We start from the raw sequence: 19,831 nt of genomic DNA on the forward strand, positions 1-19,831 counted from the left end.
AGAATGATTATTATTCGCTTTCCTTGCTCAATCCAAAATGCCGATAGGCATGATTGGTCGCAATTCTTCCGCGTGGCGTTCGTTGAATAAATCCTTGTTGGATCAGAAAAGGCTCCAGTACGTCTTCTATCGTTTCCCGTTCTTCACCAATCGCCGCGGCCAGATTATCCAATCCAACGGGGCCACCCATAAATTTATCAATAATGGCAACCAGTAACTTGCGATCAAGATAATCAAACCCGGCTGAATCCACACTCAGCATATCAAGGGCTTTAGCGGCAATGTCTCCATTCACTGAACCATCGCCTTTTACTTGAGCAAAATCACGCACGCGACGCAGCAAGCGGTTTGTAATGCGGGGAGTGCCACGGGAACGCATCGCGATTTGCCTTGCCCCATCATCCGAGATCCCTAATCCCATATAGTGAGCGCTGCGGGAAACAATGCTCTGCAAATCATCGACGTTATAAAATTCAAGGCGTTGCACAATCCCGAATCGATCACGCAATGGCGAAGTCAGAGAACCCGCGCGCGTGGTAGCACCGACCAGTGTAAAAGGGGGAAGATCAATCTTGATTGAGCGGGCAGCAGGACCTTCTCCAATCATGATATCCAGTTGGTAATCTTCCATTGCAGGATAAAGAATTTCTTCTACAACCGGTGATAAACGGTGAATTTCATCAATGAACAGCACATCATGGGGTTCGAGGTTAGTCAGCATGGCGGCAAGATCGCCGGCCTTCTCCAGCACTGGCCCTGAAGTGGTGCGAAGATTAACCCCCATTTCATTCGCAACAATATTTGCCAACGTGGTTTTACCCAATCCGGGGGGGCCAAAAATCAGCAGGTGATCCAGTGCATCACCACGTTGCCGCGCAGCCTGAATAAAAATTTCCATCTGCTCACAAACATGAGGTTGCCCAACATATTCAGACAAAAACTTGGGGCGAATAGCGCGGTCAATGGCTTCATCATCTTGCAGAATTTCTGCCGAAACCAGGCGATCAGCTTCAATCATCACTTAACTCCTGAAATTACAGAGCCGCCCGAAGCGCTTCTCGAATAAGAGTTTCACAATCTGCACCCGGTTTAGCGACTTTGCTTACCATTCGGCTGGCTTCCTGTGGTTTATATCCCAAAGAAACCAGTGCGGCTACGGCTTCTGCTTCAATATCAGCATCGGAATTTGTCTGTTTGGCAGCAGCAGGCAAATTAATGTCACTACTTTGATTAAACAGATCGCCATTCAGCCCTTTAAAGCGATCTTTCATTTCGACTACCAACCTTTCAGCCGTTTTTTTGCCGACTCCCGGCAGTTTGACCAATGAAGCAATAGATTCCTGTTCAATAGCAGTCACAAATTGCTGGGCGGACATGCCAGAAAGGATCGCCAGAGCCAGTTTAGGCCCGACACCATTCACTTTCACCAACTCACGGAACAGCGCACGCTCTTGTTTATCATTAAACCCATATAATAATTGGGCATCTTCACGCACAATAAATTGTGTAAATAAAATGGCTTCTTGGCCAATTTCAGGAAGTTCATAAAAACAGGTCATTGGCATATGAACTTCATAACCGACACCATTGCTGGTTTCCAATAAAACCAACGGTGGCTGTTTTTCCAACACGGTTCCTCTCAAACGCCCTATCACTGTTTACCCCCTGAAAATGAAAATAAATTGTTCCGCTAGCTTATAGCACAAAAAAGGCTGGACGTATATCCAGCACAAACTATTTCAGACGCCCTCGTGTTAAATTTAACCGCGCATCACCGACCCGCAGTAAATTTTGGCTGAAATGACAGTGCGTAATAGCAATTGCCAGAGCATCGGCGGCGTCGGCCTGCGGATCAGCAGATAATTTCAGCATCGAACGTACCATGTGCTGAATCTGGCTTTTTTCGGCGGCTCCCGTACCAACCACAGTTTGTTTAACCTGACGGGCCGCATATTCAAATACGGGAATGGATTGGTTCGCAGCGGCCACAATTGCCACACCGCGCGCCTGCCCCAGTTTCAAGGCTGAATCTGCATTTTTTGCCATGAAAACCTGCTCTATCGCAAAAGCATCGGGCTGGAATTGTGTGATGATTTCGGTAACGCCGGCATAAACCCTCTGCAAACGAGTGGGTAAGTCATCGACTTTTGTTCGAATACAACCGCTACCGAGATAAATAAGCTGTCGTCCATGCTGGCGAATCACGCCATACCCCGTGACTCTGGAGCCGGGATCAATACCTAGAATAATCGCCATATCGAATTATCTATTCGCCTGAATACTCGCCCAAATATCCGCCTATGATATGGGATAAAAACGTTAGAGAAAGTGCCCTGATATCCTTAAAGATAAGGAACACTTTCTCTACGCCGTGAACCCTAATAAAAATTACAGCAGTGCTGCAACTTCATCAGAGATTTCACCATTATGATAAACCTCTTGAACATCGTCAGAATCTTCAAGCATATCGATCAGACGAAGTAATTTAGGTGCAGTTTCTGCATCCAGTTCTGCTTTGGTAGATGGGATCATAGAGACTTCAGCAGAATCAGCCTTGAAGCCTGCTGCATCCAGTGCATCTTTAACATCACCGAAGCTTTCTGGAGTAGTATAGACGTCAATTGCGCCATCATCATAAGTTTCAACGTCATCCGCACCTGCTTCCAACGCTGCTTCCATCACTGCATCTTCATCCAAGCCCGGCGCATAGGAAATCACCCCTTTCTTGGTGAACAGATAAGAAACAGAACCATCAGTCCCCAAGTTCCCGCCGGTTTTGGTGAACGCATGACGAACGTCAGAAACAGTACGGTTACGGTTATCACTTAAGCATTCAACCATCACCGCTGTACCACCCGGACCGTAACCTTCATAAATGATGGTTTCCATGTTATCTGAATCATCATTGCCAACACCACGGGCAATTGCACGGTTCAGGGTATCGCGAGTCATGTTGTTGGACAACGCTTTATCGACTGCCGCACGCAAACGTGGGTTAGATACGGGATCACCGCCACCTAAACGTGCAGCCGTTACCAATTCACGGATAATTTTGGTAAAAATCTTACCGCGTTTTGCATCCTGCGCAGCTTTGCGGTGTTTCGTATTGGCCCATTTACTATGACCTGCCATGAAAATATCTCCGATAAAACAGTAAACTAAATAACAAATTCTTCAATCGCCTGCCGATTGCTCCATGACTTCGTCAGGCTGGCCGCTTCTTCAACTGCCAGCCAGTGATAAGCCAAATGTTCAGTCAACAGGATTTCCCGCTCCTCAGGTAACGCCAGCGAGAACCAATGTTCTTTATTGCGCGTCACACCCGGAGCATAGCGATATCGCAAATGTGAGAAAATCTCATAATAAATACAGCGTTGGCAATCCGTCAGTTCAAGATCTTCATTGACAATATCAATACCTATCTCTTCCTGTACTTCACGCAACGCTGCTTCCCACGGCTTTTCACCCTCTTCAAGGCTACCCGTTACGGATTGCCAAAATTCAGGATCATCCCGTCGCTGTAACATCAGCACCCTTTTGCTGTTAGCGGCATAAATCATAACCAATACAGATTCAGGGCGCTTATAAGCCATTATTCGCTCTCTTTTTTAACAACTGAAATTGCCAGTTCTTCCAGTGATGCCGGGTTAGCGTGACTCGGCGCATCAGTCATCAGGCATGCCGCTGCTGTTGTTTTCGGGAATGCAATAACATCGCGAATATTATCAGTATCGGTCAACAACATAACGAGGCGATCCAAACCAAAAGCCAAACCGGCATGTGGCGGTGTACCGTATTTCAGGGCGTTCAGCAAGAAGCCGAATTTTTCCTGTTGTTCCGCTTCATTGATACCCAGAATGCGGAATACAACCTGTTGCATTTCATTACGGTGAATACGAACAGAACCACCGCCCACTTCATAGCCGTTGATAACCATGTCATAAGCATTTGCGATGGCGGATTCAGGATTGCTTTCCAATTCAGCCGCTGACATATCGCGTGGAGAAGTAAATGGATGGTGCATTGCCGTTAAACCACCTTCCCCATTCTCTTCAAACATTGGGAAATCAACAACCCAAAGCGGTTTCCAGCTTGCCAAATCTGTGATGTTCAAGTCACGGCCCAGTTTCAGGCGCAGCGCACCCATCGCATCGGTGACCACATTTTTCTTGTCAGCGCCAAAGAACAGAATATCACCATCCTGCGCATTGGTACGGGAAAGCAGGCCTTCAACAACCTCGGCAGACAGGAATTTGGCAATCGGGCTTTGCACCCCTTCCAAACCCGCAGCACGATTGTTGACTTTCATCCATGCCAGCCCTTTCGCACCATAGATGCCAACAAATTTACCGTATTCATCAATTTGCTTGCGGCTTAATTCTGCTCCGCCAGGGACACAGATAGTGGCAACACGGCCTTTCGGATTATTTGCTGGTTCTGCAAAAACGGAAAACTCCACGTCTTTGACCAGATCAGCAACATCCACCAGCTCCAGTGGGTTACGCAGGTCTGGTTTATCTGAACCAAAGCGACGCATAGCTTCTTCGAAAGTCATGATTGGGAAAGTGCCCAAATCAACACCCCGCACATCCAACCACAGTTCGCGGATCATTTTTTCCATGATTTCGCGAACTTGCTCAGCGGTCATAAAGGAAGTTTCAACGTCGATCTGGGTAAATTCAGGCTGGCGATCTGCACGCAGGTCTTCATCGCGGAAGCATTTTACTATCTGGTAATAACGGTCGAAACCGGACATCATCAGCAATTGTTTGAAAAGCTGTGGGGACTGTGGCAACGCATAAAATTCGCCTTTATGCACACGGCTCGGCACCAGATAGTCACGGGCACCTTCCGGTGTTGCTTTGGTCAGCATTGGCGTTTCCACATCAAGGAAACCGGCATCATCCATAAAGCGGCGAACAAAACTGGTGATTTTTGCGCGCGTTTTCAAACGCTGTGACATTTCAGGGCGACGCAAATCAAGATAGCGATATTTCAAACGCTGTTCTTCGCTATTATTCTGGTTGCTATCCAGTGGCAATGGCTCCGAACGATTGAAAATCATCAGGCTGTCTGCAAACACTTCCACTTCACCGGTTGCCATGTCTTTATTGATCTGGCTATCAGGACGGGCACGCACGGTTCCTGTAATTTGAATACAAAATTCATTACGCAGTTCAGAAGCCTGAGCAAATGCCTCTTTCTGATCTGGATCAAAGAATACCTGAACGATACCTTCGCGATCTCGCATATCAATAAATATCAGACCACCCAAATCACGACGACGGTTTACCCATCCACTAAGAGTCACTTTTTGGCCTTCATGGGCTCGGCTCAACTGCCCACAATAATTAGTACGCATACAATATCCTTTTACTCAGCTCGTTATGCTTTCTGCTGCGGAAATTTTGGCATTGTTCTTTCGAAAAAAAATTGTTCTTTTGAGAAGAATTGTCAAAAAAGGTAGCCATTATACTGGAAATTCTAACCAGAGATAAGGCCATAACATCGTTCTTAGCAAGACAATTTTTTGCTATCCGATAGCATTCATAGGATTTATTATTAAATACTATGATTTATAGCGACAGGTTGCTTTTTGACGTTTATCATCATTCGGCCGTTTTTTGGTTAGGCAATGGAGTTAAAAATGGTTAGCTCGCTTTATATAATACTGGGCGCACTATTACTGATTAAGCTGTCTCTGGATGTAGTCAAATTAAGAATGCAATACCAGATAGCCTATGGCGATGGCGGTTTTTACGAATTACAAACAGCCATTCGGGTTCATGGTAACGCGGTTGAATACATTCCCATTTCAATGCTGTTATTGATCGTAATGGAGATGAATGGTGCAGCCGTCTGGATGCTGCATGTTTGTGGATTAGTGTTACTTTCCGGCAGGCTACTACATTACTTCGGCCTGCGTCATCGTGAGATACGCTGGCGACGTATGGGCATGGCGGCAACCTATATCTCAATGCTGATAATGATTATTACCAATATTTACTATCTGCCTTGGGAGCAAATATTTTCTCTTTATTCGTAAATAGCTCGCCAGTATATATCCAATATATTTCGGGTTACAGCGCGACGGTAGCTACATTCTGCCGTCGCAATCTATGCTACAAAAATCGGGTAAAGTATGGTTTTCATCAACACCCTATATAATCTTGATTATCCCTTTTTGCCTTTTCCCGCATTCTGTTAGAATGCCCACTTCTTATTATTGTTTCCAAAACCAATGCTGTTATGTCAAATCAAGATCCTCATAATCAACGGGACAGCCTATTCTCTGCCCCTATCGCCAATTTAGGCGACTGGAGTTTCGATGAACGGGTTGCCGAAGTCTTTCCTGATATGGTGAAACGCTCCATTCCCGGTTACTCCAATATCATTTCCATGATAGGTATGCTGGCAGAACGTTTTATCACGCCGGACAGTCAAATTTATGATCTCGGTTGTTCCCTTGGCGCAGCCACGTTATCAATCCGCCGCGCCATCAGTGCCGATGGCTGTGATACAGAAGGTTGCCGTATTATTGCCGTCGATAATTCACCGGCAATGGTGGAACGCTGCCGTCGCCATATTGACGCTTTCAAGGCCAGCATCCCCGTTGAGGTGATCGAACAAGATATTCTTGATATTGATATTCAAAATGCGTCAATGGTTGTGTTGAATTTCACATTGCAATTCCTGCATCCCGATGATCGTCAGAAAATGCTGGATAAAATTTATGCGGGATTAAAACCCGGCGGTGTTCTGGTTCTTTCTGAAAAATTCAATTTTGAAGATGACCGAATTGGTGAATTACTATTCAATATGCACTACGATTTCAAGCGAGCCAATGGATATAGTGAACTGGAGATCAGCCAGAAACGCAGTATGCTGGAAAACGTCATGCGGACAGATTCTGTTGAAACCCATAAATCACGTCTCAAACAAGCAGGGTTCCAGCATGTTGAAGTCTGGTTCCAGTGCTTTAACTTTGGTTCACTATTGGCAATAAAGGGAGCTGACCAATGATCGATTTCGGCAATTTTTATCAATTGATCGCCAAAAATCACTTGAGTCATTGGTTGGAATGCTTACCCGCGCAATTGAACCATTGGCAAAAAGCATCACTGCATGGTCAGTTCAGTTCATGGGTAAAGAATCTGGAGAATTTACCTGAAATTCAACCTTCTCATCTTGACCTGAAAAATGGTGTCATTGCTACACACGAACCCGAATTGCCTGATGGCGAAAAAGCGCGCATCCGCAATATTCTTAAGATATTGATGCCTTGGCGCAAAGGGCCTTTTTCACTGTATGGCGTTGAGATTGATACCGAATGGCGTTCTGACTGGAAATGGGATCGCGTTCTTCCCCACATTTCGCCTTTAGAAGGGAAAACCGTGCTGGATGTCGGTTGTGGCAGCGGTTATCACATGTGGCGCATGGTGGGTGAAGGAGCACAATTCGTTGTGGGTATCGATCCAACCCAACTTTTCCTTTGCCAGTTTGAAGCCGTCAGGAAATTACTGGGTAACGATCAACGTGCCCACCTTCTGCCATTGGGTATTGAGCAATTACCCGAATTAAAAACCTTTGACACCGTATTTTCAATGGGTGTGCTTTATCACCGTCGTTCTCCCCTCGATCATTTGTGGCAATTGAAAAACCAACTGGTTTCCGGTGGTGAGCTTATTTTAGAAAGTCTGGTCATTGAAGGTGATGAACACCAATGCCTCATTCCGGGTGAACGTTACGCACAAATGCGGAATGTCTACTTTATTCCATCCGCCAAGATGCTGAAAGTCTGGCTGGAAAAATGCGGTTTTGAGGATGTCAGGATTGTCGATCATGCGGTTACAACACTGGATGAACAACGCCAGACGGAATGGATGAAGACCGAATCCCTGGCTGATTTTCTTGATTCAGGCGATCACAGTAAAACGATTGAAGGCTACCCTGCGCCATTGCGGGCTGTTCTTATCGCCCGTAAGCCATAATCGTAAGCCATAGTCCTGATGTGTGAACTGCCCGTCATGGCAGTTCACTCCCTTAATAATGAATATGTTATTTTTTACGTTGAATCAGACTAATGATACCTTTCATTGATTCAACTAACTGACCATCAACACTATGGTATAAGTACTCATCCACATCGCGTTCATCCGAACGCATCGTCACCCCCACTTTTCGGTACTTCATGGAAGAAGGCGACATTTTACTGGCTGAACTATGAATTTCCGTTGCACCAATTTCCAGAAACTTACTGATATTACTCATTCTGACACCCGCTCCCGGCATAATAATCGGCCCCTGACTGGCTTGGACTAATTCTTTTAGCAGAGGCAGCCCCATTTCAGCATTTTGCTGCTGGCCTGAGGTCAAAATGCGTTGTACACCTAGCTCAGTTAGTTGCTGTAATGCAGCGTATGGATTCAGACACATATCAAAAGCACGATGAAAAGTTACCGCCATATTCCCTGACAACGACATCAATTGCCGCATACGAAGCCAATCAATATGACCTTCTTCGTTCAAAACCCCAAAAACAATGCCGGGGAATCCCATATCACGGATAAGGGCTACATCATTTTTCATGACCTCAAAGTCCGTGTTGCTATAGCAAAAGTCTCCCCCCCTTGGCCGGACGATTGGATGCACAGGAATGGATATCTGCTGCACTGCCTGCCGCAACGCCCCAAAACTAGGAGTCACCCCACCTTCCGACGGGCTTGCGCATAATTCAATGCGATCAGCACCTGCTTGTTGTGCAACCAAAGCACAACTTATGCTATAACAGCAAATTTCCAGCTTTATCATTTAAAGCCCCTCGGATATAAATTCGCCAACAAACCAATTACATGCTTTCAAAATATTTCATTACTGAATTTATTAACTATGACAATTAATTTTCGTTAGTGGTTTGTTGAAAGTCACAAGGTTAGAATTTTTTGCCAGACCTACATGAGAAAAAAGTCATTTTTGCCGACTAGCACTCACTTTTGATAATGTCTTTGATAGAAAAAGGGTGGAATTTAATCGTGATTTCACTATCAGTTACCGCTAATGTTGGGTTTGGTAACCTTTCCTTGTCCCCTTTAGGGTGGCTCTCTTTTGTGCGAAAACCGTCAGGAAGCGGATGGGGTAATAACTGACAGGCTTCATATATAAGTTGCTCCGGCTTTACAGGCAGAACAAGTTCAACGTGCTCCCAGCCTTGGTGGGCATAATGTTTTTTACCCGGATAAGGTAGTTCCACGCAATCAATCTGCCATTCAAGCACGGTAATTGGCTGTTCCAATTCAAACAAACAAATTGGGCGACCATTGATGATATTTTCAGACATCAACTGACCACATTGTAGAAAGCCTTGACGCCAGCGATCCGCTATCGCACTTTCATGACAACGCAGAGAAATATGATCCGCTGAATATTGCGCAAGAGATAAACCAAGACGCTCACCAAATTGTATTAATTTTTGTTCAAACGCCCCTAAATCAGAAACTAAATCCTGTAATTCAGAAATTGCTGAAAAGTGTGTCATCTCGTACCCATCAAAAAGTCGTCAAAAATATTTCCTGCCATGTGAAAAACACGGCAATTACCATAGAAATGGCGAAGAATCGCCTGAAAGGCAAGCTGAAAACAAAAAGTCATACCACCAACGTTGGCAGATGGTAGCATGCAGGATGCTGAATATGATATAAAACCCGTTATTTTCTCATAACCCACGCATTTGAAAGTATTTGCATAATTCCAATGCAGGAACTTTCGTGCGTAACTTTTTGTGCGTAACTTAAGGTAACACGGTGAATATTCAGGCCATTCTTTCAGAAAAAATCAGCCAGGCGCTGATTGCAGCAGGTGCTCCAGCCGACAGCGAAGCTCACGTTCGTCAATCTGCAAAAGCCCAATTTGGTGACTACCAAGCAAACGGCGTCATGGCGGCAGCTAAAAAAGTGGGCATGCCACCCCGACAATTGGCAGAAAAAGTCGTCGGTTTGCTGGATCTGCAAGGAATTGCCAGCAAAACTGAAATTGCAGGGCCGGGTTTTATCAATATTTTTCTGGATAAAGCGTGGGTTGCTGCCAATATCGAAACTGCGCTGAAAGCCGAAAAATTGGGTATTACGCCAGTAGAGCCACAAACTATCGTTATCGACTATTCTGCCCCAAATGTTGCCAAGCAGATGCACATTGGTCATATCCGCTCCACCATCATTGGCGATGCCGCTGCGCGTACTCTGGAGTTTTTGGGCCACAAAGTTATCCGGGCCAACCATCTCGGTGACTGGGGAACCCAATTCGGGATGCTGATTGCCTATCTGGAAAAAGTCCAGAATGAGAATGCCGATGAAATGGCGCTGGCAGATTTGGAAGCTTTCTATCGTGAAGCGAAGAAAACTTACGATGAAGATGAAGAGTTTGCTGTTCGTGCCCGCAGCTATGTCGTGAAACTGCAAGGCGGTGATGAATATTGCCGTGCAATGTGGCGTAAGCTGGTTGATATCACCATGTCACAGAATCAGGAAACTTATAACCGCCTTAACGTCACCCTGACAGAAAAAGATGTTATGGGTGAAAGCCTGTATAACGATATGCTGCCGGGCATTGTTGCCGATCTAAAACAGCGTGGGCTTGCCGTTGAGAGTGATGGCGCGATCGTGGTTTACCTTGATGAATTCAAAAATAAAGAAGGTGAACCGATGGGTGTTATCATCCAGAAAAAAGATGGCGGTTACCTTTACACCACCACAGATATTGCCTGTGCTAAATACCGTCATGAAGTTCTGCATGCCGACCGTGTTCTTTACTACATTGATTCACGCCAACACCAACATCTGGTGCAGGCTTGGACGATTGTACACAAAGCAGGTTATATCCCGGGATCCATGTCGCTCGAACATCACATGTTTGGCATGATGTTGGGTAAAGATGGCAAGCCATTCAAAACCCGTGCAGGCGGTACAGTAAAACTGTCTGATTTGCTGGATGAAGCTATTGAACGCTCGGAAGCGCTGATCCGTGAGAAAAACCCGGATATGCCGGAAGACGAGCTGAAAAAAGTTATCGAAGCTGTGGGTATTGGCGCGGTAAAATACGCCGATCTCTCCAAAAACCGTACCACCGACTATGTATTCGACTGGGATAACATGCTTGCCTTTGAAGGTAATACCGCACCTTACATGCAGTATGCTTATACCCGCGTCAATTCTATCTTCAAACGTGCTGAAATTGATGAAAGCAGCCTGACAAAACCGGTTCTTCTAAACGAAGAGCGCGAACAGGCTCTGGCGACCCGCTTACTGCAATTTGAAGAAACCATCATGACTGTAGCCCGCGAAGGTACACCTCACGTTATGTGTGCTTATCTGTACGATTTGGCAGGCCTGTTCTCTGGTTTCTACGAACATTGCCCGATCCTGAGTGCCGATAGCGAAGAAGTGCGCCAAAGCCGCTTGAAATTGGCTCTGCTGACGGCGAAGACATTGAAGCAAGGCCTTGATACTTTGGGTATTCAAACAGTAGAACGGATGTAAACACTTTATTTAAAACTGGCGTAGAATAAATTATTTTACGCCAGTTTTAAAATTAATAATTTTATTTCCTGTAACAAATTCTAAGAATAAGTTAATTAACTTAGTTTTCTTAATGCAATCCGCGTTGGGCAAAATCTTTCAACCTGAATCCCATTAGGGCCAGTGCTGCAAAATAACTACCCGCCCCGGCAATCACAACACCCATTAGCCGTAGCAAGCGTAATGCCATATTGCCCTGTTCCCAAGCCGGCATAAACCACAATATCGTCAGTAATACCCCAACCATTACCGCAATTGCTACCGCCAGTTTCAGCAGAAATACCCCCCATCCTGCCAATGGCTTGAAGATCTCACGCTTGCGTAATTGCCAATAGAGCATACTTGCATTGAAACACGCAGCCAAACCAATAGAGAGTGCTAACCCTGCGTGTTTCAACGGGCCAATAAAAGCCAGGTTCATCAACTGAGTTAAGATCAGAGTTGCAATTGCAATCTTGACCGGCGTTTTTATATCCTGACGAGAATAGAAACCCGGCGCCAGAACTTTAACCACAATCAATCCCATTAAACCAAAGCAATAGGCGATCAATGCCCGTTGCGTCATTTCTGCATCAAAGGCAGAAAAATTGCCGTATTGAAAAAGTGCTACCGTCAATGGCTCTGCCAGAATGCCCAATGCCACCGCACAAGGTAAGGCCAGCAAGAAGCAGAGACGCAGCCCCCAATCCATTAATTTCCGATATTCTTCATGATTGCCACTGGAAAAACTTTTCGCCAATGAAGGCAATAAAATCGTTCCCAGTGCTACCCCCAATACCCCGGAAGGCAATTCCATTAAACGATCTGCGTAATACATCCACGAAACGGAGCCTGAAACCAGAAATGAAGCAAAAATAGTGTTGATGATTAATGAAATCTGGCTGACTGAAACACCTAAAATAGCCGGCCCCATCTGGCGGATAACACGCCATACGCCACTATCACGGAAAGAAACTCTGGGTAATACCAGCATGCCGATTTTTTTCAGGTGAGGAAGCTGATAAGCCAATTGCAAAATACCACCAGCAATAACCGCCCACCCCAATGCCATCACAGGCGGATTACAATAAGGTGCCACAAACAGTGAAAAGACGATCATACTGATATTCAGTAACGTAGGCGCAAACGCCGGCACAGAGAAGCGATTCCATGTATTGAGGATCGCCCCTGCCAAAGAAACCAACGATATCAGGAAGATGTAGGGAAAGGTAATTCTCAGCAGATCGCGGGTTAAAACAAACTTATCCGGCGTATCAGCAAAACCGGGGGCCGTCACATAAATAACCCAAGGAGCGGCAATCACACCTATCACCGTGACTATCGCTAAAATCAGTGTCAACATTCCCGACACATACGCAATAAATGTACGGGTTGCCTCATCACCCTGCTGATTTTTATATTCAGCAAGAATAGGAACAAATGCCTGTGAGAAAGCCCCCTCGGCAAAAATACGCCGCAACAAGTTAGGAAGCTTGAAAGCAACGAAAAAAGCATCCGTTGCCACACCGGCTCCAAATATACGGGCAATGATGGCATCACGAATAAAGCCCAGAACGCGAGAAAACATCGTCATTGAGCTAACCGCTGCCAGTGATTTTAGTAAGTTCATGATATTATTCTAAAATTGATTTTTATGAAATGAGCATAAAATGTATAAAGCTATTAGGATGATAAGATCAATATAGCTGAATATTAAATGATTTTCATTCATCTCAAAGCTGAAAAGAGTTTAAACAATCTACATATAACTAAATGATTTTACAAGATGTTATTTTGGTTTTGATAATCAGGGACTATTCAGAGTTTTCGCTCATTCCCCACCCAGTGAATCTCATTCTATCGAACACCAAGCTTCTTAGTGCTGACACTTACCATCATAAGAATAAATTTATAGTTACCTTTAGAAAACATGACAAATACATTAAAAAAAATAAACTTTAAATTTTAGTCAACTATCTATTTTTAAAAATATTTTTTCTGAGCACCGTATTAATCAACCCAGAAACATTCATTTTATAGAAGATTATGACTTTTTCCATTCAATGATCCACATTCAATAAAATAATTAAATATTAAGTGGTTATATATTAATATTACAAATCTCATGGTTTGGTAAACGCGTTTACGATGCCACTTTCCTTGAGGAGATCTTTTTATTTTAAAAAATCTTATTTAATAAATACATACATAACCATGTCATGAAATAATAAAAATAAAATTATATGGTTTATAAACGAGAAGGCATCAATAATTGCAAATAGTAAACATTATGCTTAACTCATAGTCAGAGAAACTACCTCCATACATCAATCCAATCACTGTATATTCCTTGGTTCACAAGGAATATGCGGTAGCTATAAACGCGAGCAAGGAAATTTTATGGACAGACATTTTATTGCGTATACTTCATTACCTGGAAAATCTTTATATTTCAAATCCCTGGTTGGAATAGAAAGATTATCAGAAGCTTACGAGTTTGAAGTTCAGCTATTGAGTAAAAAGAGATTATCGGATCCGATATCTCTACATAATACCATGCTAACCGTAGAAATAAAAAACAAGTCAGTACCGACAAGATATTTAAATGGTTATATAGAAAAGATATCCTATGCTCCATTCTATAAAGATGATGAAGGTCTCTATTTATATACTGCCACAGTACGCCCCAGATTATGGGAATTAAAACAAAGGCTTGGTTATAGTATTTGGCAAAATAAAAACGTACCCGATATTCTTACAGAAGTGTTGAATAAAGCAGGAATTATTTTTGAAAATCAACTGGTAGAAAAATACCGCACATGGGAATATTGCGTTAAACATAATGAAACTGATTTCGATTTTATTCATCGACTGATGGAGCATGAGGGAATTTATTACTATTTCGAACATAATATGGGAAGCCATACTATGATTTTGATTGATTCCCCCCAGTCACATCAGCCCATGCCGGGATATAAAACAATTAAATATGTTAATGCGGGAAACTTAACAAAAAAATACTCACCAGATTCAGAATATATCTATAACTGGAATGTCAGTAGCATCACTATACCCAATACCTATAGTATTGATGACTACAACTTCCGTAAACCACGAGCTAAATTATATACCGCCACTCAGACCTCGGCCAGTTCCCCTGATGATACAGAGATATTCATTTGGCCGGGACGTTATGTCGAACACGATCAAGGGGAATTTTATGCACGAGTGCTCCAGCAGGCCGCCGAAGCAAAAAGCGAGCTGATTAATGGAAAAGGAAATGTATTGGGAATAGCGCCGGGACATACTTTCACATTATTGCTACCCAATGATATCAAAGGTGATGACCACAGTGACTACCTAATCACAGGCGCACACTACTTTCTTTATGAAGCGCCTTACCTATCTAATCAGGCTCAATATGCCCCTGATAAAGATAAAAATATCATTCAATTTGATGCCATCCCGGCTAACACCCCTTGGAAACCTTCGGTGGTGACACCATGGCCAAAAGTAACGGGCCTTGAAACCGCTGTTGTCACAGGCCCCAGGGGTAAAAAAATATGGACTGACAAATACGGCCGGATAAAAGTGAAATTCCGTTGGGACAGAGATGACAAAAATGATGATACCCGCTCTTGCTGGATACGTGTTGCAAGCTATTGGGCTGGCTGGCGCTATGGTAACGTATGCGTTCCGCGCGTGGGTGAAGAAGTTGTTATCAGCTTCGTCAATGGTGATCCTGATAAGCCTTTAGTCATCGGCAGTACTTACAACAATGAAAATATGCCACCGTGGGAGCTACCCAAACATCAAACCCGTGTAGGCATTATGTCAAATACGAAAGGAGGTAAACATAACCAGGCCAATTACCTCTATTTAGATGACGAACCATATAAAGAATTATTTGATCTACACGCAGAACGTAATATGAATATTTCGGTGGAAAAAGATAAAAAAGTCACTATTGATGGAAATCGCACTACTGAAATAAAAAAACAACAAAAAGATACCGTAAAAGGTGATGCCAATTTTACTTATAAAGCAAACCATGAAACGACTATTGAAGGTAAAGATACACTGACTATCAAAAAAGGCCAGCAAGAGACCATCAAGAATGGGCGAAAAACAGCGATCGATGGAGGGGATACATACAAACTTAACGGGAATTTAAACGCAAAAATTAATGGAAATTGGGTACAGGATATTACAGGAACAACAACGATCACAAGCCCCAACCTCATTACGATAAAAAGTGATACCAATGTAAAAATTGACACGCCCTATTCTATTTTCTCAACTAAAACCCTTTCTATCGCCTTCACAGCATTTAATATAAGTAAGACCTTAATATCCGCTTCTCACACTAGAGTTAACAATAGTGTAACTGGTATAAATATTTCGTTCACTGATACCTCTATCACTGCAAAAAAAACCTCTTTGAATAAAACAAACATAACGCTTTCAAAATCTGAAATGAAAATGGATGAATCAAAACTTGCAATTCATAAATCCTCTTGCAATATCATCAATTGCCAATTGCACATAATATCCTGAAGCGTTTCTGGTGTTTTTTCCGAACAACTAACTATCTGTCAGTATTTCAATGAAAATCATTAAACCCCTACGATTAAGTGTACTTTATCGGCCTTATCGTTGGCTGCAAAAAAATCATCTGGGTATCTCTTTTATGGCATTGGCTGATATGGGTTCTGTCCCACGCCTGCGCCCAGAACCAGAGCTTTGGCAACTGGCAGAAAATGAGCTGAAAACTTGCAATGGGATTGTTGATTTAGCTATGCCTAAATCTCGTGCTGAATTTTTGGCGACAGGATATGCCTACACACACCATCAGACAGATAAAACGGCTTGTACTGCACGTATTCAAATCGGGCAGTTGGAAAAAACATTAGCGGTTTTCGGTGATCGCTATTGGATCGATGATAAGCCTTCAAAACCCCATGCTTTTGCACAGATGCGCCTGGATTGGAGCCGGGCTTTTGGTGGAAAAAGTTATGAAGAGAATCCACACGGTATCGGTTTGAATCCAGAAGAACGGGAAGACGGGATAAAGGTTCACCGTTTACCCAATATTGAAGCGTTACATAACCGTTTGATGTCACAACAGCAATTAACATCACAGAAAGAACTCCCCGCTCCGGCAAGTTTTTGCCCGTTAGATTTTACATGGCCGCGTCGTTTTACCCGCATCGGAAAACAATACGATAAGGAATGGTTAGAAAACGAATTTCCCGGATTTTCCCATGATATTGATTGGCGATTATTTAATGCCGCTCCCGAAGATCAATGGTGGACAGAAAATAGTGCCCTGCCGGAACAGGCGCAATGGCGCATTTGGAACATGCACCCAGAAAAACCGGTGCAGGAAGGAATTTTGCCATCATGGAACGCGCGCTGTTTTATAAAACGATTACGCCTTGATGAAGAAATTGTTGAAGAAGTCGTCATGCGCAAAACGACAATATGGTTCTTTCCTCATCTGGAGCAAATGATCCTGATTTGGCATGGCAGTATAGAAATCAATGAAGATGATGCCCAAGATGTTTTACAAATGATATCTGCACTGGAATTAAATGATCATCCCCGTCCAGAGAGTCATTATTTACACGTTCTTGAGCAACGCATGGATAAGGAAAAAGGGGCGCTATATACTTTCCGGGAAAAAGATCTTATTCCTGAAGAAATTATCGGCTCGTGGCTGGATACAGAACAACCCCAAAATGATTCACCTTCTCCATTGCAACAGAATTTTCAGAATCGTGAAAAACGTCTGCGTGAGCAGCAAAAAGAGCGGATGGCCGAATATGGTCTGGATATTAATACCCTGTTCAACGTTGAAAGTGCCCCCATCTCACTTCTCAGACTGGATGAACTACCCGAATTTGTAGAAAAAACTGAACAAGATGCCGCCAGAAAACAGGCTGAAATTAAGTTGAAACAGGCGGAGGCAATTGCTCAGGCTAAACAGCAAGGAATTGATGTCGATGAATCAACGACAAAACCTCAGCACAGAGGGCCGGAAAATCTGCATCGAATGCGGGATACGTTACGCCAGCAGCAACAAGAAATACAGCTCAGTGATAATGATCTGGCTCAAATGGAAAAATCAATACATGCAATGTACTTATCTTCAGTACAGACACAAGCTCCGGCTCTGCGTTTAACGGGTAATCTGTCACAGATCATTCGGAAACGAGTGCAAAAAATCATGCTGGAAGGAGGAGATTTCAGTGGCATGGATTTTACTGGCGCTGATTTGTCAGATCTGGATCTGCGGGGAGCCAATTTCACTCAGGCCCTGCTGGAAAGTGCTTGTTTAAATCATTGTCAGCTAGATGAAGCTAATTTCAGCGAAGCTGTGCTGGCCAGAACAGAAATTTGCAACGCTTCATTACGTGGAACCAAATTGGATAAGGCCAGCCTGGCTCTGGCTAAATGTGAACAGAGTGATTTTTCTTCTGCAAGCTTTAATGAGACACAACTGCAAGAAACCCGATTTGATCATTGTCGCTTTAACCATGTTGTATTTACAGGTCTGCTTCTGCAAAAAATCTTTATTACCCATTGCGACTTCCAATATTCACAATGGAAAGACTGCATATTTATGGAGCTTGAACTACCGGCACTTCAATTCAATCACGCACATTTAAATAAAGTCTCATTTATTAAATGTAAGCTGACACAAGCAGTTTTCGGCCATGCGGAACTGGAAAGTTGTTCATGGGTAGAAACTAAAGCAAACGGGAGCCAATTTCGCTCAGCGAACTTATTGACCTGCGCATTTGCCATGGACAGTGAACTGAATCAGGCTGATTTCAGCCATGCGACATTGACAGAATGCAACTTGCGCCAAATGCCTCTGGTTCATGCCAAGTTCTATGCCACAACCTTAAATAACAGTGACCTGAGTGAAGCTAACTGCCAATCAGCGGATATGCAGTATCTCAATGCAATGAAAAGCATATTTATCAGAACTGATTTTCGAGGCGCCCTATTAAATAATGCCAATCTGATGAGTACGTTAATGCAGAAGTGCAGCTTCAACAATACCGATTTACGGGAAGCTAACCTATTCCGTGCTGATATGTCCCAGTCAATTATCAGCGAGTCAACTTCAATTGAGAATGCTTACATTAAGCACATTAAAACATTGCCCAAGCGGAATAAGGATGTGATATGAATTTACTCACTGCTGATGAATTAGTGGATAAGATCAAACAGGGTGAAATTATTGAAAAAATCAATTTGCAGAACATATCCCTGACAGGGCGTGATTTATCCGGGGGAATTTTTAGAGAAGTCGATTTTTCCGGTGCTGATCTTTCTCATACTGTGATAAAAGAGTCCGTTTTTACCCAATGCCGGGCAGAAGGCTCTACTTTCGACTCAGCCGTAATTGAACAAAATATTTTTGAACAGTGCGATTTCAGGCAGACAACTTTCAATAACTGTACATTGATAAACAACACTTTCAATCAATCTGTTTTGAAAAAAACGCAATTTACGGCAACAAAACTAAACGACACTCAGTTTTCATCCTGTTCACTGCAATATGCTGACTTCAGCCACAGCAATTTTGATCAAGTTATATTTCTTGATTCCCCCGTGAATCAAACAAAATTCAGCCACAGTCATTTATTCAGAGTGACTTTTTTTTGTCAGGATTTACAGGCTATCGATTTTACGGCCAGTGAATTTACTAAAGTGGTTTTTTTTGAATGTGATCTACGTAATCAAAATTTCCATAAACAGACATTTAAAGAATGCCAATTCACAAATAGCCAACTTGAAAAAGTCAATTTCAATCACGCAATACTGGCTAACTGCAATTTCAAAGGCTCTGTTTTACAAGACGCTCTTTTGTCCAACGTCAATGCAACCCAAGCGTTATTTATGGAGGCAGATTTAACCCGGGCCTGTTGCAAAAACAGCCTGTTTGAACAAGCCATTTTTATCGGTGCATGCCTTGAGTCTGCCGATTTTCGGTACAGTAAGCTCCCATTGGCAATAATGCACAAAGTGCATGCAGTGAATTCACAATTTACGGGTTGCGATATGACTTATACAGATCTTTCCTATGCAAACGTCAACCACAGTGATTTCCGCACAGCCCACTTTATGAGAACACTTTTTCATCGCGCTCAACAGGTTGGCGCTTTATTTTCAGACCGTCAGGGCATATTGGAAAATGATCCTGAGCTATTCGCTGCCGAAGAGTGGAGTATGCAGCACAATAATACGCAACATAATAAGATTTAATC

The 19,831-nt window shown here is 43.3% G+C and carries 17 protein-coding genes; 8 read left to right on the top strand and 9 right to left on the bottom strand.

Going from position 1 to position 19,831, the window contains the following annotated elements; genetic code table 11:
• Positions 1 to 10: 10 nt before the first annotated feature.
• The 6 genes from ruvB to aspS all read right to left on the bottom strand — a co-directional run bounded on the left by ruvB (position 11) and on the right by aspS (position 5,362).
• Positions 11 to 1,018, bottom strand: coding sequence for a Holliday junction branch migration DNA helicase RuvB (gene ruvB / locus Xenpb_RS09170; protein ID WP_187654035.1), 1,008 nt, complete (start codon positions 1,016 to 1,018; stop codon positions 11 to 13).
• Between the two features lie 16 nt (positions 1,019 to 1,034).
• A complete protein-coding gene (gene ruvA, locus Xenpb_RS09175; protein ID WP_187654036.1) occupies positions 1,035 to 1,655 on the bottom strand; it encodes a Holliday junction branch migration protein RuvA in 621 nt (206 codons plus the stop codon).
• 79 nt (positions 1,656 to 1,734) lie between these two features.
• Positions 1,735 to 2,256: a crossover junction endodeoxyribonuclease RuvC gene (ruvC, locus tag Xenpb_RS09180; protein ID WP_099113645.1), complete on the bottom strand. Its 522-nt coding sequence runs from the start codon at positions 2,254 to 2,256 to the stop codon at positions 1,735 to 1,737.
• Between the two features lie 132 nt (positions 2,257 to 2,388).
• Entirely contained in the window at positions 2,389 to 3,132 is a 744-nt protein-coding gene (locus Xenpb_RS09185) for a YebC/PmpR family DNA-binding transcriptional regulator (protein WP_187654037.1), read from the bottom strand.
• 26 nt (positions 3,133 to 3,158) lie between these two features.
• A complete protein-coding gene (nudB, locus tag Xenpb_RS09190) occupies positions 3,159 to 3,593 on the bottom strand; it encodes a dihydroneopterin triphosphate diphosphatase (protein ID WP_187654038.1) in 435 nt (144 codons plus the stop codon).
• Positions 3,593 to 5,362, bottom strand: a complete 1,770-nt coding sequence (gene aspS, locus Xenpb_RS09195; protein ID WP_187654039.1) for an aspartate--tRNA ligase — start codon at positions 5,360 to 5,362, stop codon at positions 3,593 to 3,595. The genes nudB and aspS overlap by 1 nt, the downstream gene beginning before the upstream one ends.
• Before the next feature lie 285 nt (positions 5,363 to 5,647).
• On the opposite strand from aspS, the gene Xenpb_RS09200 reads away from it, so the two are divergent.
• The 3 genes from Xenpb_RS09200 to cmoB all read left to right on the top strand — a co-directional run bounded on the left by Xenpb_RS09200 (position 5,648) and on the right by cmoB (position 7,991).
• Positions 5,648 to 6,046: an MAPEG family protein gene (locus Xenpb_RS09200; RefSeq protein WP_187654040.1), complete on the top strand. Its 399-nt coding sequence runs from the start codon at positions 5,648 to 5,650 to the stop codon at positions 6,044 to 6,046.
• 203 nt (positions 6,047 to 6,249) lie between these two features.
• Positions 6,250 to 7,023 carry a carboxy-S-adenosyl-L-methionine synthase CmoA gene (gene cmoA, locus Xenpb_RS09205; RefSeq protein WP_187654041.1) on the top strand — a complete coding sequence of 258 codons (774 nt, stop codon included), beginning with the start codon at positions 6,250 to 6,252 and terminating at the stop codon, positions 7,021 to 7,023.
• Positions 7,020 to 7,991 carry a tRNA 5-methoxyuridine(34)/uridine 5-oxyacetic acid(34) synthase CmoB gene (cmoB, locus tag Xenpb_RS09210; RefSeq protein WP_187654042.1) on the top strand — a complete coding sequence of 324 codons (972 nt, stop codon included), beginning with the start codon at positions 7,020 to 7,022 and terminating at the stop codon, positions 7,989 to 7,991. Before cmoA ends, cmoB begins: the two co-directional genes overlap by 4 nt.
• Before the next feature lie 67 nt (positions 7,992 to 8,058).
• Here the strand turns inward: cmoB and cutC are convergent, their stop codons facing one another.
• Together cutC and Xenpb_RS09220 are read right to left on the bottom strand one after the other, a co-directional pair.
• Complete coding sequence (gene cutC, locus Xenpb_RS09215) at positions 8,059 to 8,811, bottom strand: copper homeostasis protein CutC (RefSeq protein ID WP_187654043.1); 753 nt, start codon at positions 8,809 to 8,811, stop codon at positions 8,059 to 8,061.
• Between the two features lie 169 nt (positions 8,812 to 8,980).
• Complete coding sequence (locus Xenpb_RS09220) at positions 8,981 to 9,535, bottom strand: VOC family protein (protein ID WP_187654044.1); 555 nt, start codon at positions 9,533 to 9,535, stop codon at positions 8,981 to 8,983.
• Here Xenpb_RS09220 and Xenpb_RS09225 point away from each other — a divergent pair.
• Both Xenpb_RS09225 and argS read left to right on the top strand, forming a co-directional pair.
• Positions 9,529 to 9,672, top strand: coding sequence for a hypothetical protein (locus Xenpb_RS09225; RefSeq protein WP_187654045.1), 144 nt, complete (start codon positions 9,529 to 9,531; stop codon positions 9,670 to 9,672). The genes Xenpb_RS09220 and Xenpb_RS09225 overlap by 7 nt on opposite strands.
• A gap of 128 nt (positions 9,673 to 9,800) precedes the next feature.
• Entirely contained in the window at positions 9,801 to 11,531 is a 1,731-nt protein-coding gene (argS, locus tag Xenpb_RS09230) for an arginine--tRNA ligase (protein ID WP_187654046.1), read from the top strand.
• A 109-nt stretch (positions 11,532 to 11,640) separates the two neighbouring features.
• Here the strand turns inward: argS and murJ are convergent, their stop codons facing one another.
• Entirely contained in the window at positions 11,641 to 13,179 is a 1,539-nt protein-coding gene (murJ, locus tag Xenpb_RS09235; RefSeq protein ID WP_187654047.1) for a murein biosynthesis integral membrane protein MurJ, read from the bottom strand.
• Between the two features lie 770 nt (positions 13,180 to 13,949).
• On the opposite strand from murJ, the gene Xenpb_RS09240 reads away from it, so the two are divergent.
• Genes Xenpb_RS09240 through Xenpb_RS09250 form a run of 3 tightly spaced genes read left to right on the top strand, consistent with a single transcriptional unit; the run spans position 13,950 to position 19,829 of the window.
• Positions 13,950 to 16,106 (top strand): type VI secretion system Vgr family protein, encoded by a 2,157-nt coding sequence (locus Xenpb_RS09240; RefSeq protein ID WP_187654048.1) that lies wholly within the window; start codon positions 13,950 to 13,952, stop codon positions 16,104 to 16,106.
• A gap of 49 nt (positions 16,107 to 16,155) precedes the next feature.
• Positions 16,156 to 18,750 (top strand): DUF2169 domain-containing protein, encoded by a 2,595-nt coding sequence (locus tag Xenpb_RS09245; RefSeq protein ID WP_187654049.1) that lies wholly within the window; start codon positions 16,156 to 16,158, stop codon positions 18,748 to 18,750.
• The gene (locus Xenpb_RS09250) at positions 18,747 to 19,829 is read left to right on the top strand and encodes a pentapeptide repeat-containing protein (RefSeq protein WP_187654050.1); all 1,083 of its coding nucleotides are present in this window, start codon (positions 18,747 to 18,749) and stop codon (positions 19,827 to 19,829) included. The genes Xenpb_RS09245 and Xenpb_RS09250 overlap by 4 nt, the downstream gene beginning before the upstream one ends.
• The last annotated feature ends 2 nt before the right edge of the window (positions 19,830 to 19,831 follow it).

Source organism: Xenorhabdus sp. PB62.4, assembly GCF_014467285.1.
Taxonomy (GTDB): Bacteria; Pseudomonadota; Gammaproteobacteria; order Enterobacterales; family Enterobacteriaceae; genus Xenorhabdus.